This is a genomic window from Acinetobacter baylyi DSM 14961 = CIP 107474 (assembly GCF_000368685.1).
GTDB lineage: Bacteria > Pseudomonadota > Gammaproteobacteria > Pseudomonadales > Moraxellaceae > Acinetobacter > Acinetobacter baylyi.
The window spans coordinates 433635-447859 of record NZ_KB849625.1 but is presented as its reverse complement, the minus strand read 5'-3'; the positions used below and the strand labels follow the sequence as shown (position 1 = coordinate 447859).

At 39.9% G+C, this 14225-nt stretch carries 15 protein-coding genes; 9 read left to right on the top strand and 6 right to left on the bottom strand.

The genetic code is table 11. The annotated features are described in order from the left end of the window. Positions 1-266: 266 nt before the first annotated feature. Both F952_RS04045 and ygfZ read right to left on the bottom strand, forming a co-directional pair. Complete coding sequence (locus tag F952_RS04045) at positions 267-974, bottom strand: DsbC family protein (protein ID WP_004922573.1); 708 nt, start codon at positions 972-974, stop codon at positions 267-269. Between the two features lie 235 nt (positions 975-1209). After that, on the bottom strand, positions 1210-1932 hold the full coding sequence (gene ygfZ / locus F952_RS04040) for a CAF17-like 4Fe-4S cluster assembly/insertion protein YgfZ (protein ID WP_004922569.1): 723 nt from the start codon (positions 1930-1932) through the stop codon (positions 1210-1212). A gap of 192 nt (positions 1933-2124) precedes the next feature. On the opposite strand from ygfZ, the gene F952_RS04035 reads away from it, so the two are divergent. From F952_RS04035 to F952_RS04005, 7 genes are all read left to right on the top strand, one after another. Further along, positions 2125-2784 (top strand): RluA family pseudouridine synthase, encoded by a 660-nt coding sequence (locus F952_RS04035; RefSeq protein ID WP_011182124.1) that lies wholly within the window; start codon positions 2125-2127, stop codon positions 2782-2784. A 126-nt stretch (positions 2785-2910) separates the two neighbouring features. After that, positions 2911-3294 carry a ribonuclease E inhibitor RraB gene (locus F952_RS04030; protein ID WP_004922565.1) on the top strand — a complete coding sequence of 128 codons (384 nt, stop codon included), beginning with the start codon at positions 2911-2913 and terminating at the stop codon, positions 3292-3294. Between the two features lie 134 nt (positions 3295-3428). After that, a complete protein-coding gene (locus F952_RS04025) occupies positions 3429-3869 on the top strand; it encodes an SRPBCC family protein (protein WP_004922562.1) in 441 nt (146 codons plus the stop codon). Positions 3870-3921: 52 nt separating this feature from the next. Further along, positions 3922-4464, top strand: coding sequence for a DUF2939 domain-containing protein (locus tag F952_RS04020; protein WP_004922558.1), 543 nt, complete (start codon positions 3922-3924; stop codon positions 4462-4464). Positions 4465-4529: 65 nt separating this feature from the next. After that, the gene (locus F952_RS04015) at positions 4530-4874 is read left to right on the top strand and encodes a zinc ribbon domain-containing protein YjdM (RefSeq protein WP_004922554.1); all 345 of its coding nucleotides are present in this window, start codon (positions 4530-4532) and stop codon (positions 4872-4874) included. Between the two features lie 47 nt (positions 4875-4921). Next, positions 4922-5326: an NUDIX hydrolase gene (locus F952_RS04010; RefSeq protein ID WP_004922550.1), complete on the top strand. Its 405-nt coding sequence runs from the start codon at positions 4922-4924 to the stop codon at positions 5324-5326. 138 nt (positions 5327-5464) lie between these two features. Continuing rightward, complete coding sequence (locus F952_RS04005; protein WP_004922547.1) at positions 5465-5800, top strand: YegP family protein; 336 nt, start codon at positions 5465-5467, stop codon at positions 5798-5800. A 111-nt stretch (positions 5801-5911) separates the two neighbouring features. Here F952_RS04005 and F952_RS04000 read toward each other — a convergent pair whose 3' ends face one another. The 3 genes from F952_RS04000 to F952_RS03995 all read right to left on the bottom strand — a co-directional run bounded on the left by F952_RS04000 (position 5912) and on the right by F952_RS03995 (position 10349). Further along, the gene (locus tag F952_RS04000) at positions 5912-7195 is read right to left on the bottom strand and encodes a ribonucleotide-diphosphate reductase subunit beta (protein WP_004922544.1); all 1284 of its coding nucleotides are present in this window, start codon (positions 7193-7195) and stop codon (positions 5912-5914) included. A gap of 139 nt (positions 7196-7334) precedes the next feature. After that, entirely contained in the window at positions 7335-7466 is a 132-nt protein-coding gene (locus F952_RS16655; protein ID WP_171056900.1) for a preprotein translocase subunit YajC, read from the bottom strand. Positions 7467-7523: 57 nt separating this feature from the next. After that, positions 7524-10349 (bottom strand): ribonucleoside-diphosphate reductase subunit alpha, encoded by a 2826-nt coding sequence (locus tag F952_RS03995; RefSeq protein WP_004922541.1) that lies wholly within the window; start codon positions 10347-10349, stop codon positions 7524-7526. A 544-nt stretch (positions 10350-10893) separates the two neighbouring features. Between F952_RS03995 and bfmR the strand changes: the two genes are divergently transcribed. Then, positions 10894-11610, top strand: coding sequence for a response regulator transcription factor BfmR (gene bfmR / locus F952_RS03990; RefSeq protein ID WP_000076440.1), 717 nt, complete (start codon positions 10894-10896; stop codon positions 11608-11610). A 46-nt stretch (positions 11611-11656) separates the two neighbouring features. Beyond that, positions 11657-13297: a sensor histidine kinase BfmS gene (gene bfmS / locus F952_RS03985; protein WP_004922536.1), complete on the top strand. Its 1641-nt coding sequence runs from the start codon at positions 11657-11659 to the stop codon at positions 13295-13297. 51 nt (positions 13298-13348) lie between these two features. On the opposite strand, the gene F952_RS03980 is transcribed toward bfmS, so the two are convergent. Then, positions 13349-13708, bottom strand: a complete 360-nt coding sequence (locus F952_RS03980) for a hypothetical protein (protein ID WP_004922532.1) — start codon at positions 13706-13708, stop codon at positions 13349-13351. Between the last annotated feature and the right edge of the window lie 517 nt (positions 13709-14225).

Here is a 14225-nt window from a genome sequence, read left to right as displayed (position 1 = left end):
TTTATACTCATTGCATTCCTTTGATAAGTATAAGTGTTGCTTGATCTAGTTCATATTAAGTACTTTCAAAAGAATGTAAATGCATAAATTAAGATAAATCACAGCATTTTGATACACGGCGTATCACTGTACTCAAACTTTGTAAAAAAGCTCCCCAATCATGAAGAGCTTTTGAAGAAAGATACGTCACCATTAACATTCAATCATGATTTTTTAATAAAGTTAATTATTCAGAAGTTGTTATACCCATGAGTGATGCTATGGGATTATTGGGCTTGATCCAGCAACGTATTTAATTGACCTGCTTGCATAGCACCCGCAATGCGTTCTCCATTTTTGAGGTACATGGTAGGTGTGCCATTAATGTTGAGTTTTTGTCCTAACGCCAGATTTTTTTGGATCGGGGTGCTACATTTTTGAGAGGCTGTTGATGCTTTATGATTGAGTAAATAATCTTGCCATGCCTGATATTGATTTTTTGAACACCAGATCTGAGTTGCTATGGTTTCTGCATTTGGATGCAACGTCGTCAACGGGAACAAAAATAAATAGATGGTCACATTATCTACCGCAGTAAGTTCTTTTTCGAGGCGCTGGCAATAAGGACAGTCAGGGTCACTAAAAATATACAGTGTTCTTTTGCCATTACCTTTGACGTGTTTGATCGCTTGGTTTAAGGGTAATGTGCTGACATCAATTTTATTGAGTTGCTGCATGCGTTCGGCTGTCAGGTTCCGCTGATTTTTAGGATCGACCAGATTACCTACGAAAAAGTACTGTGCATCGTCATTGGTATAGACAATTTGGCCTTCAGTGATGACTTCATAAACCCCCTTAACAGGCGTAGTATTGACCGCAGAAACTGGAATCTCTGGAAAGTTTTTCTTTAAGTTTTGCTGTGTTGTCGCAACATCTGCATGTGCCAGCCCCAAAGTCGATAGACTTAAAATAAGTGTAGTTAACCAAGTTTTCATCATGATTCCAGTGATCGTTTTATTGTGAGAATAATGCCTAAAATATAAAGCAACTTTCGTAAAAAAATGTGTGAAGTTGTTCATCGCTTAGCATAACTAATGATCTATCTTACATGATAAGTTTAAATAGCACGGCACAATGTTTTTAGTAACTGTTTGATTATATCTCAATGATCTGGATATAAAAAAGCCTTCAAATTTGAAGGCTTAATTCGAGCTCAATACATCATATCTGTTATTGAGGACGAGCCACATCGGCGCTTAATGCTTCGGGCAAATCAAGTACAGTGAGGCTTAATTCCTCAAGTGCAGCAGGTTTGGCAATCACCAACGCTTTATAACCTGACGCTATAGCAATACTATTAACCACTTCAACATCATTATTCAATTTAGTTGCGGATACAGGCACTTCGCCATCGCCTAATACCAGATGTAGCCAGTGCTTGGGTTTTGCCTTGAACCATAAACGAGCGACAATTTCCTGTCCCAGATAACATCCTTTGTCATAGTCGACGCCATCACGCTGATGCAGGCGTAATTCTTGTGGCTGAAACTCATGTTCGGTCAGCTTGCTAATCCATGCCTGACCAGATTCAATGGCCTGGAGTTGCCATGCATTGATATCTGTTTCGCTATTTGAAAATTCAGTCTGGATGCCTGTAACTGTTGGATAAACTGTTCCCGTTTTCTCAAGCTTCATTTTAGAAAATGCGCCATATTTTTTAATATGTAGGGCAAAATCTTCGGCCTGATCTTGGGTGGTTACAATCTGGAATTCTTCAGGATTGAGTTTGGTGATCCATAAACCAAAGTGGATACGTCCTTTAAGATCACAAATTCCTGTATAACGCGTCGTATTTTCTGCGAGGCGTTCAATATGAAGCAGGACTTGTCCTTGCAAGAATTTTTGTGCATCGACACCAATAAGGGTGAATGAAGTAAACGCCAAATCATTCATAAAACGTCTAACCTGAATTGTGTATAGAATTATTCAAACTATTTTGCGCTATTTCTTTCAAAAAATCAGCCTTTGCCTTCAATCTGTATCCAAGTCTGGAGGCAATGAAATTCTAGGCCGTATGATTGACACCTGAATGTGCCATTGCTATGTTGCGCGACGATTTTGATTTCCCATGAACTGTATCAATCAATGAGCACTAACTTTGTATACATGCCACCGCAAGACCCTATGTGTATGGTCTATGAAGATGATGACCTGATTGTGATAGATAAGCCTGCTGGCTTGCTGTCTGTGATGGGGCGCTTACCCGAACATCAGGACAGTGCTTATCTAAGAATACGGCAGCAATATCCATTGGCGCGAGTGACACATCGTCTGGATATGGCAACTTCTGGACTATTGATGTTTGCTAAACATCGCCGTGCAGAAATCGCGATCAGCAAATTGTTTCAAACACGATGTATCCAAAAATATTATATTGCTTTGGTTGATGGAGAGGTGCAGGCACAAGGAATGGTTGAAGCACCTTTAATCACAGACTGGCCGAATCGACCTAAACAAAAAATTGATTTTGTAGAAGGTAAAGCAGCAAAGACATGCTATCAGCCACTTGATTATAATGCAGCATTCAATCAAACCCGAATTCAGCTTGAACCGATTACTGGTCGCTCCCATCAGCTTCGTGTACATATGCAGCATATTGGTCATCCAATTATGGGAGATAAGCTTTATCATCCTGAACCTGCCAAATTTGCCTTAAAGCGTATGGCGTTACATGCGACTTCACTCAAATTCATCCAGCCATTTACCCAGCAACCTTTAGACATTGTAGCCACAGTTCCATTTTAAAAAATCTCTAAAAATGATCTGACACAAATTCGAGTAATAAAAAGTATCTAAGTGATAAAACTGACATAAAATTAAGTTAAGCTAGAATTAAAATTATTTTCAAACCATCATAACAAGGACATATACATGAGCCGTAACTATGAACTTTTTCCAGATGATGATAATGGCAATGTGCTTTGGCAAATGGTCGAAGATGGCAACGATTTAAACGAACCACATGAGTTCGAATTTTCAATTGTATTTAAAGAACAGTCAGATATCGAAAAATGTGCGTTACATCTTTTGCACCAAGAACAAAAAGTGTCTTTATTTCAAGAAGACCAGCATACAGAGGGTTCTGATCTGTGGGTGCTTAACATTCATGTGACCATGACGCCCGAATATGATGACATTCAGGATTTGGAACAGTGGTTTACCCATATTGCGCAGGATTTTGGTGGCGATTACGATGGCTGGGGCTGTATGAGTTACCTGTACGAATATGAAGATGATGAACCCTTACAAAACTAAATCCTCTTAGATATTAGCAAAGTGCCTGATCGAAGCAGTATTGGGTACTTTATATAAACTGGGCAGCATGATCTACAGGATGTTATCCGTTTTGCCAGTGTTCAAATCATAATTATTATAAAAGGAGAACAGGGATGGGAATGGTGAGACTACATCGTATATTTAATGCACCTCCGTCGCGCGTATATCGTGCTTTTCTGGAACCAGATGCGCTTGTGAAATGGATAGCTCCCAATGGATTTACGGCCAAAGTACATTCCTTTGAAGCCAAAGAGGGTGGACAATATCAGATGTCATTTACCAATTTTTCAACAGGAAGCTCGCATTCTTTTGGTGGAACTTATATCAAGCTGATTCCAAATCACTTGATTCGTTACAATGATCATTTTGATCATCCAGCATTATCTGGCCAGATTGAAGTAACGATAGAAATACAGCCTGTAAGTGTTGGAGCAGAAGTCTATATTACCCAATCTGGTATTCCCTATGCGATTCCCGTTGAAGCATGTTATTTGGGATGGCAACAATCTTTACATCTGTTAGGCTTACTGGTGAATGCCGAAATTCCTGATTAAGCTTCTTGATAAGACAAATCTGCATTGTTCAAATAGGATACATCAACTGAATATGAAACAATTAACATCTCTATTGATGGTCGTACTGTTTTTATTTTTATTTTATGTATTCGCTTCACCTTATTGGGTGGCATATCAGATTCAGCAAGCTGTTCAGAATAACGATGCTAAGCATCTTGCTCAATATATCGATTTTCCGATGCTTCAAAATAATTTAAAACAACGGATCCATTTAAGGGTGCTTGAAGTACAAGAAGCTCACCCTGAAGATCCGCTTCACATCTTAAGCCGCGTATTTGCAACAAAGCTGATTGATAAAGTTGTTGATTTTACACTGACTCCCGAGGGAGTTGCGTTATTGCTACAAGGCAAAGAGTTAAAACAAAGTATATCTTTTTCTCGGCCTCTAGATTCTGCGTCTACCGATCATCCCATTGAGCAAACCCCATCAGTCAGACTTGATTACTCTGGGCATTATGAATCCTTTAGCCAGTTTGAAGTGACTTTACTAACAGAACAATCGCAGGAAATTCAGTTTATTTTGCATCGTGATGGCTTATCTTGGAAGCTGGTTGATATCAAGCTTCCATTTTAGAATTCTTTTCAATTTTTTGAAAAAAAAGACAATTCACGGCATAATAATGCTTTTCGAGTTTTTTAATGTCTTTACCACATTGTCCTAAATGTCAGTCAGAATATACCTATCAAGATAATGACTTATTGATTTGCCCTGAATGTGCTTACGAATGGAAAGAAGGGGAAGCTGCTGCGCTTGATGAAAATGAAATCATTAAAGATGCAAACGGAAATATACTCGCCGATGGTGATCCTGTCACCGTAATTAAGGATTTGAAAATCAAGGGTTCTTCTTCTGTGGTAAAAGTTGGAACCAAAGTAAAAAATATTCGTTTGGTTCCAGATTCATCCGATGGACATAATATCGATTGTAAGATTGATGGCATTGGACAAATCAAGCTGAAATCTGAATTTGTTAAAAAAGCATAAACAGATGAAGAGGGAGTACAACTCCCTTTTTTATTGCAGGAGTATTCATGGCATTTTTAGACCGATATCGTGTAGGGGCACATGCGGTAATTATTAATCCACAGGGACAAATTTTACTGCTTAAGGCTACGTATGGTCATTTGGCTTGGGGATTGCTAGGGGGAGCTATTGATCCACAAGAAACAATTTTTGAGGGGTTACAGCGTGAGTGCTTGGAGGAACTAGGCGTTGATATTGAAAATGCTATCCTTACGGGCATTTATTTGCATTCCGATATCGATGCGCATGTGAGTATCTTTCGCTGCAAGTTACCGCGAGAGCATAAAATTCAGTTGAGTCACGAGCACTCAGAGTACGCTTATTTTAATCTTTCGGATTTGGCTGCAATACAGAGGCAACGTGTAGAAGATAGTCTTGGTTTTAATGGAAACGTAATTTTTCGCAAATTTTAAAAACGGTCACTGAAAATAATATCTAAAAAAGAGAAGTGAAAAGTATAAATATAGACTTTTATCTATCATTAAAATCTTTTATATTTTGAATACATTGTTTAAAAAAAATACGAAACTCATAATAACAGGGGATAGCTGATGTCAGGTTGGTACGAAATTAGTCAGGCAAAAGATGGGCAATATCGTTTTGTGTTAAAAGCGGGAAATGGTGAAATTATTTTGACGAGCGAGCTGTATAAAGCCAAAGCATCGGCAGAAAATGGAATTGCATCTGTACAAAAAAATAGTTCAGATGACGCGCGATACGAGCGTTTAGTTGCAAAAAATGACAAACCTTATTTTAATTTAAAGGCAGCCAATCATCAGGTGATTGGAACCAGTCAGTTTTATGCATCTGAACAGTCTCGTGATAAGGGAATTGAGTCTGTTAAAAATAATGGGACAACCGCTACAGTCAAAGATTTGACTGGTTAAAATGAAAGGTTAATTCAGGATGATCTTGATCATTTTAAATAACTAAGAAATTAAGTATGAAAAAACCGCCTATTAAAAGACGGTTTTTTTGAATATTATCAATAACTTATTTCACCAACTCAAAGCGCCACCTGTCTGATAGTCTGTTACGCGCGTTTCGAAGAAATTCTTCTCTTTACGTAAGTCCATCATTTCAGACATCCACTGAAATGGGTTGTTCACGCCACGATATTGCTCTGGCAAACCAAGCTGTGCCAAACGGCGGTTACAGATAAACTTCAAGTACTCTTCCATCATGGCAGCATTCATACCTAATACACCACGTGGCATGGTGTCACGTGCATATTCGATTTCAAGTAATGTACCTTCCACAATCATCTGAATCACTTCTTGTTGGAACTCTGCTGTCCACAAGTGCGGGTTTTCGATCTTGATCTGGTTGATCATGTCGATCCCGAAGTTTACATGCATTGATTCGTCACGCAAGATGTACTGGAATTGCTCAGAAACACCATTCATCTTATTACGACGGCCCATACTCAAAATTTGAGTAAAGCCACAATAGAAGAAGATCCCTTCAAGTACGCAGTAGAATGCAATCAGGTTACGCAAAAGCTGCTGATCTGTTTCAGGGGTTCCTGTTTCAAACTTTGGATCGCTCAAAGATTGTGTATATTTCAAGCCCCATGCTGCTTTGCGTGCAACACTTGGAATCTCGTGATACATATTGAAGATTTCGCCTTCATCCATACCCAAAGATTCGATACAGTACTGGTATGCATGTGTATGAATGGCTTCTTCAAATGCCTGACGCAAAATATACTGACGGCATTCGGGGTTGGTAATGAGGCGATAGATCGCAAGAACCAGATTATTTGCAACCAGTGAGTCTGCAGTAGAGAAGAAGCCAAGATTACGTTTTACAATCACACGTTCATCTTCGGTTAAGCCATTTTCAGACTTCCAGAGTGCGATGTCGTGGTTCATGTTAACTTCTTGTGGCATCCAGTGGTTGGCGCAACCATCCAGATACTTCTGCCAAGCCCATTCGTATTTAAATGGTACAAGCTGGTTTAAGTCTGCACGGCAGTTGATCATGGCTTTATCATCAACCTGTACACGTGCGGCACCAGTTTCAATCTCTTGCAGACCAGCCGTAATGTCCAGATGTTTTAGGGACTCAGATGCTCGAGCCACCGGATCGGTTGGATCTGTTGATCGCATGGAATCGGTTCCAGAGGATTGTGCAGTTGCCACACGCGGCGATGATGGCTCTGCATCAGATACCAACGGCGCAGCTGGCGCTTTTTGCGTATCGACGGGCGCAGGCTTGTGTTCATGTGCAGCCGGTTTTTGCGAATCATCTTCTAAATCGTCCCAACTCAGGATAGACATCTCAATTCTCTCTTCGTTGTTAATATCGTTATCGACACCTTTCTACGAAGATGCCATTACTATACGCTTATTATGTGTAAGCAAAATTAAGTTTTGTCGATAGATGTTCTAAAATTATTCATTAGAACAGATATCCCCACTACTTATTTTGATTACGCTGCTGTTTACGAATTTTAAAAAAAGCGTAAACCATCGGTGCGTAAAAGAAAACGAAGGCAAAAATCAGTACCATCAAGCCTAATGTGTAGTTATGACTCAGATGTAACATGATTTTTACCCCGCTCTCGTAGAAGGAAATATCAGATTCTGATATTTCCTTTATGGTGTCTTACTGACACGCTTCACAATCTGGATTGTCGATTGAGCAAGCCATAGGTACTGGTGCTGCTGTGGTGAAACCATCTTCTGCTGTCACTTCTGGTTTAGTTTCCTGAGCGACGGCAGCAACTGGTGCTGCGACAGTTGTTGGTTTTACTGCATTCAATGCACCTGTGTTGATGGTTGATTTCTCGGCAGATGTTGCACCTAATGCACGGAGATAGTAAGTTGTTTTAAGACCACGTAACCACGCCATTTTATAGGTGATATCTAGTTTCTTACCATTTGCGCCTGCAATGTACAGATTCAAAGATTGTGCCTGATCAATCCACTTTTGACGACGAGAAGCAGCATCTACAATCCAGCGTGGTTCAACTTCAAATGCAGTTGCAAAGATTGCCTTTAATTCTTCAGGAATACGGGCAATTTTTTGTACCGAACCTTCAAAGTGTTTCAGGTCATTCACCATTACAGTATCCCACAAACCACGTTCTTTTAACGCACGTACAAGGTAAGGGTTGATCACTGTAAACTCACCAGACAAGTTTGATTTTACATACAAGTTCTGGAAAGTGGGTTCAATCGATTGAGATACACCACAAATGTTTGAAATGGTTGCCGTTGGTGCAATCGCCATGACATTCGAGTTACGCATACCGTCTTTTTGGACTTTATTGCGTAGGGTATCCCAGTCCAGGCGCTGTGTACGATCAACTTCAAACATGCGCTCAGGACGTGATTTAGCCACGATATCTAACGAGTCAATTGGCAGGATACCTTGATCCCACAATGAACCTTTAAATGTCGAGTAAACGCCACGTTCGATTGCCAAATCACTTGATGTCTGGATCGCATAGTAGCTGATCACTTCCATCGATTCATCAGCAAAATTAACCGCCTCATCAGAACCATAAGCCATGTTCATTTCATAAAGTGCATCTTGGAAGCCCATGATGCCCATACCAACTGGACGATGCTTAAGATTTGAGTTTTTCGCCTGTGGTACAGCGTAGTAGTTGATATCGATCACGTTGTCGAGCATACGTACCGCTGTTTTGATGGTACGTGCTAACTTGTCACGATCAAGAACACCGCCTTGTACGTGTTGGACCAAATTAATCGAACCTAAGTTACATACTGCAATTTCATCATCGCTGGTGTTAAGGGTGATTTCTGTACACAAGTTTGATGAGTGAACCACACCGACGTGCTGTTGTGGTGAACGCAGGTTACATACATCTTTGAAAGTAATCCAAGGATGGCCTGTTTCAAACAACATAGAAAGCATTTTGCGCCATAAATCTTGTGCACGAACTTTCTTATGCAGCAAGTTCTGTTCTTTCGCTATAGACTCATAATATGCATAACGCTGTGCAAATTCTTCGCCAGTCAGGTCATGTAGGTCTGGCACTTCTGAAGGGGTAAATAGTGTCCATTCACCATCCTCAAATACACGTTGCATGAATAAGTCTGGAAGCCAGTTTGCAGTATTCATATCGTGAGTACGACGACGGTCATCACCTGTGTTTTTACGCAGCTCAAGAAATTCTTCGATGTCGAGATGCCAAGTTTCAAGGTATGCACAGACTGCACCTTTACGCTTACCACCTTGGTTCACTGCAACAGCCGTGTCATTGGCAACTTTCAGGAATGGAACTACACCCTGAGATTTACCATTAGTCCCTTTGATGTAGGAGTTTAAAGCGCGTACTGGTGTCCAGTCATTCCCTAAACCACCTGCCCATTTAGACAGCATCGCGTTGTCACGGATGGCACCATAGATGTTGTACAGATCATCACCAATAGTGGTGAGGTAACAGCTTGATAATTGTGGACGCAATGTACCTGAGTTAAACAGGGTTGGTGTCGAAGCCATGTAGTCAAAGCTTGACAGCAAGTTATAAAACTCAATCGCACGTTCTTCGCGGTTGTCTTCGTTGATCGCAAGACCCATCGACACACGCATGAAAAATAATTGTGGTAATTCGTAACGAACACCATCAGAGTGAATGAAGTAACGGTCGTATAGCGTTTGTAAACCCAAGTAAGTAAATTGGTTTGAACGCTCTGGTTGGATCGCAGCAGCAAGAGTCGCCAAATCAAAGTTGAGAAGCTCAGGGTCTAAAAGCTCAAGTTCCACACCTTTTTTTAAGAACGTCTCAAGCGCATCATTTTCTGCGGTATCTTCAGACAGACCTAAGAACTCAAGACCTTTAGCCACAAGCTCATTACGTAATAAACGTGCAGTGACATAGGTGTAGTTTGGCTCGTGTTCAATACGGGTACGGGTTGCCATCATCATGGTGGTGGCAATATCGCTGACTTTCACGCCGTTATAAAGATTTTTGACGGTTTCTTCTACAATCGCCTGAATTTCAATACCTTCCAGACCTTCTGCCGCTTTTTCTACAGTTGCTTTAAGTGCATCTAGATCAAGGGGTTGCAATTGACCTTGGGCATCTGTGATTTGTAGCGTAGGGTGGTGGTTGGCACCAGACTGTTGACGTGCGTTACTGCGTTGCTCACGATAGATGACATAAGAACGTGCAATTTTATGCTCGCCTGTACGCATCAGCGCAAGTTCAACCTGATCCTGAATTTCTTCAATATGAATGGTTCCGCCAGAAGGTAAACGGCGATTAAAGGTGTTTAACACCATTTCGGTTAACTGACTGATTCGGTCATGAATGCGACTTGAGTCGGCACTCTGCTGACCTTCAACAGCCAAAAATGCTTTTCCAATCGCAACAGAAATTTTTTCTGCATCAAAGGTAGCAACTTCTCCATTGCGTTTAATCACCTGAAGTTGTCCAGGAGTTGAAGTGATTACGCTCATGTCAGCATAGCTCCATTATCATCTGTAGTTATGTTCATGGACCGTTTGAACCGGGCAATTTTGTGCACGATGTTTGAGGGATAAACACAAGACTTAGTGGTTAATATTGTTTATAGGCACAAGATACGGGAATTTAAGCTTGATATCAATCTTGACTTTTCTTTAATTCTTTTTTCATTTGATATGTGCATGATTCTGCGATGCATAGCATAACAAAGAGCCTGAAAATTGCGTATAGATAAGTTTGTGGATAACTCAAAAAACAAACATTTAGGCTACTGTATTTCGATCAATGAAATAATTTGTTTAATATTTGGACGTACTAACCGACGATTGGCGAACTTGTAATCTGTGACTAAAATCAGATTAAAAACATCTGAAAATTCAACACTTAATAAAAATGCAACAAAATGCAACCGAGATGTATCAGTTTGGTGAACGAGGACTTGTTTACAATGTAAACGTGTGTATATTGCAATCTATTAAGTCAGTGTATCTGCTGGATTTTGATAGATACACTCCAATAGATCATAGGGGCAAAAGTATGAGCCAAGAAGAAAAGTTACCCAAGATTTTAATTGTTGAAGATGATGAGCGTCTGGCACGTCTGACACAAGAATATTTAATCCGTAACGGATTGGAAGTGGGTGTTGAAACTGACGGTAATCGCGCCATTCGTCGCATTATTAGTGAACAGCCTGATTTGGTCGTACTTGATGTGATGTTGCCAGGTGCAGACGGCTTAACGGTTTGTCGTGAAGTGCGTCCACATTATCATCAGCCGATTTTGATGCTTACAGCCAGAACTGAAGATATGGATCAGGTTTTGGGTCTGGAAATGGGTGCAGATGACTATGTTGCTAAACCTGTTCAGCCACGTGTATTACTGGCACGAATTCGTGCTTTGTTGCGTCGTACAGACAAGACTGTTGAGGATGAAGTTGCTCAACGTATCGAATTTGATGATTTAGTCATTGATAATGGTGGTCGTTCGGTAACTTTAAATGGCGAGCTGGTCGATTTTACCAGTGCCGAATATGATTTATTGTGGTTACTCGCTTCAAACGCGGGCCGGATCCTATCGCGTGAAGATATTTTTGAGCGTCTTCGTGGCATTGAATATGATGGTCAAGATCGTTCGATTGACGTTCGTATTTCACGTATTCGTCCAAAAATTGGTGATGATCCTGAAAATCCAAAACGTATCAAAACTGTGCGCAGTAAAGGTTACTTGTTTGTGAAGGAAACCAATGGCTTGTAAAAGCAAGTAATGGTGATGAGTAAAACTTCCATTTAAGGCTGATCGAGTGTTTAAACACAGTATTTTTTTGCGCATTTATGCAGGCTTGGTCGTTCTGGTCATGTTGGTTGCTTTATTTGGCTACTTACTTGTACAGATTATTAACTACCAGCGTGCTCAAGAATATCGTGAATCATTGACCGATGGCATTTCTTATGTCATTGGTGAAGGAATTGCTCGGCAGCCTACAAAACAACAAAAATTAGACTGGATATCAGATGCCTCTGATCTACTTGAGTTGCCCATCTATTATATCGATGCCAGCAAAATCGAGTTATCACGTACAGAGAAGAAACGTCTGGATGAGCAAAAATCAGTTGTTCGTTATGATGCTGAAACCTCAATTGCTTATGTGGTCATTGGCTTAAAGGATGATCCAAAACACTTCCTTTATATTAAGGTAGATAAAATTGGTGAGCGTCAAATGAAGGCGCTGCCTATTTTTATCCTGGATTATCTGATTTTTTATCCTGGACAGGAAAAACAATACGTTCAAAAAATTCAGAAATATTTTTCTTATCCAATTAATATTTATGATGTTAAAGATTTGAATTTGGACTCGGAGCAGATCGGGCGTTTACGTCAGGATCAAAGTGTGATGCTCTATAAAGATAATGCGACCATTCGTGGAACCACGATTTCGATTATCTCACCCATGCCAAACAATCCAATGCAAGCTTTGGTACTCGGGCCTGTGCCATTATTCAACTGGATGCCATTTCAACTCTCTGCTGGAATTACCTTATTTAGTTTGTTTCTGCTTAGTCTGGGTGTTTATGGTTTAATTTTACCACTTGAACGAAAGATTCGTCAGGTACGTTATGCACTCAACCGCATGAAGTCTGGTGATTTATCATTACGTGTCCCGATTGAGGGAAGTGATGAAATGGCAAATCTGGCATCAAGTTATAATAATATGTCGGATCATATTCAGCGTTTGATTGAGGCACAACGTGAGTTGATGCGTGCAGTTTCCCATGAACTAAGAACACCTGTTGCACGTATTCGTTTTGGAATGGAAATGCTCGCTGAAGAAGATGACTACAATTATCGTATTCAGCAAATGGAAATGATTGACCGTGATATTGAGGCACTGAATACCTTAATTGATGAAATCATGACCTATGCCAAGTTGGAGCAGGGTACACCTTCGCTTGATTTTGAAGAGATCATACTGGTCGATCTGCTTAATCAGGTAGCCATTGAAACTGAAGCACTCAAAACCCAAAAAGAAATTGAACTCATTCCACCGCCCACTTATGTTATGGTCGATGCAGAGCGTCGTTATTTGCATCGTGTGGTTCAAAATCTGGTAGGTAATGCCGTGCGTTACTGCAATGATAAGGTGCGAATTTCTGGTGGAATTCATCCAGATGGTCATGCATTTATCTGTGTGGAAGACGATGGTGCGGGTATTGCTGAAGAAGATCGCGCGAGAGTATTTGAAGCATTTGCTCGTTTAGATGATAGTCGTACACGTGCTTCTGGCGGCTATGGTTTGGGGCTTTCGATTGTGAGTCGTATTGCCTATTGGTTTGGTGGAACCATCCAGGTAGATGAAAGTCCAGAATTAGGCGGCGCCCGCTTTGTGATGCAGTGGCCTGCAAAACGTTTTAATGAAAATAGTAAAAAGAAAAAATCGATATAGAACAAAAAAACAAGGCAGCGATAAACTGCCTTGTTTTTTAAATTTTAAAAGTTATTCGTACTGGTTCGCATCTGGTGCAACTAAAGATTTACCTTGCTGTAAACTTTTAGCGGCATCTTCATCAAAATCAATGGTGAGTGAATTGTTTTCTGCATCAATTTTATAATGGGTAATTAGCTTCTGATCACCACTATTTAAAGTTTCAACTTTGTATTCATCGGCAATATTTAGGATACTGTCGAGATTGGTGGTTGATGATGCATAATCTTGACGAAATAAATCATAAATATCGCTCAACTCAAAGGTAGCATGAAGGACATCAGGATGTTTTTGTATATAAGTTTCTATATGGCGAATAAATAATTGCGCATAAAAGAAATAATTAGGTTTATGGGTATATTCAAGATTCATTCTTTTACTCCTTATACATTGTTATTAGCATACACATCAGTTCGAATTGATCTGTATAAAGTTAATTAAAGCATGTTACTGAATTGAAACAGGTTATATAAGGCTAAAGACATGATTTCGATCTGACTGTTTAGTTTAATACCGTACTTGATTTCTTTCTTGGGATAATTGTTCAATAGCGTGAGTATGACCACTCTAAAACAATGCCGCTCGAACAAAAAATGATACATTTGTGCCGTGGACGCATTTAAGTATAATTTATCATAGTGGTAAATGATCATCATTTAAATTTATTATGCTTGCGCTATAGTGGTGCAATTTGTAAATGTCATGAGCTCTTGCTATAAATTTACGGAATCTGGGTTTAAGACATGATTTTTTTCAAATAAAGAAAAAAATAATCATAAAGTGATAAATGATTTAATAAATCGATGATCTACGTGGGTGTTGGGATTGAACCATGTTGTGTCAAAAAAATGTATAAAAACCATGCTAAAGGCTAAGAGGCTTGAACTAG

Excerpts from the sequence above, each read along its gene's own strand:
- F952_RS04025 (WP_004922562.1), top strand. The coding sequence starts at position 3,429 with ATGGGAATGGTGAGACTACATCGTATATTTAATGCACCTCCGTCGCGC.
- F952_RS04030 (WP_004922565.1), top strand. The coding sequence starts at position 2,911 with ATGAGCCGTAACTATGAACTTTTTCCAGATGATGATAATGGCAATGTG.
- F952_RS04035 (WP_011182124.1), top strand. The coding sequence starts at position 2,125 with ATGAGCACTAACTTTGTATACATGCCACCGCAAGACCCTATGTGTATG.
- F952_RS04010 (WP_004922550.1), top strand. The coding sequence starts at position 4,922 with ATGGCATTTTTAGACCGATATCGTGTAGGGGCACATGCGGTAATTATT.
- F952_RS04020 (WP_004922558.1), top strand. The coding sequence starts at position 3,922 with ATGAAACAATTAACATCTCTATTGATGGTCGTACTGTTTTTATTTTTA.
- F952_RS04015 (WP_004922554.1), top strand. The coding sequence starts at position 4,530 with ATGTCTTTACCACATTGTCCTAAATGTCAGTCAGAATATACCTATCAA.
- bfmR (WP_000076440.1), top strand. The coding sequence starts at position 10,894 with ATGAGCCAAGAAGAAAAGTTACCCAAGATTTTAATTGTTGAAGATGAT.
- ygfZ (WP_004922569.1), bottom strand. The coding sequence starts at position 1,932 with ATGAATGATTTGGCGTTTACTTCATTCACCCTTATTGGTGTCGATGCA.
- F952_RS04000 (WP_004922544.1), bottom strand. The coding sequence starts at position 7,195 with ATGTCTATCCTGAGTTGGGACGATTTAGAAGATGATTCGCAAAAACCG.
- F952_RS04005 (WP_004922547.1), top strand. The coding sequence starts at position 5,465 with ATGTCAGGTTGGTACGAAATTAGTCAGGCAAAAGATGGGCAATATCGT.
- F952_RS04045 (WP_004922573.1), bottom strand. The coding sequence starts at position 974 with ATGAAAACTTGGTTAACTACACTTATTTTAAGTCTATCGACTTTGGGG.
- F952_RS03980 (WP_004922532.1), bottom strand. The coding sequence starts at position 13,708 with ATGAATCTTGAATATACCCATAAACCTAATTATTTCTTTTATGCGCAA.
- F952_RS03995 (WP_004922541.1), bottom strand. The coding sequence starts at position 10,349 with ATGAGCGTAATCACTTCAACTCCTGGACAACTTCAGGTGATTAAACGC.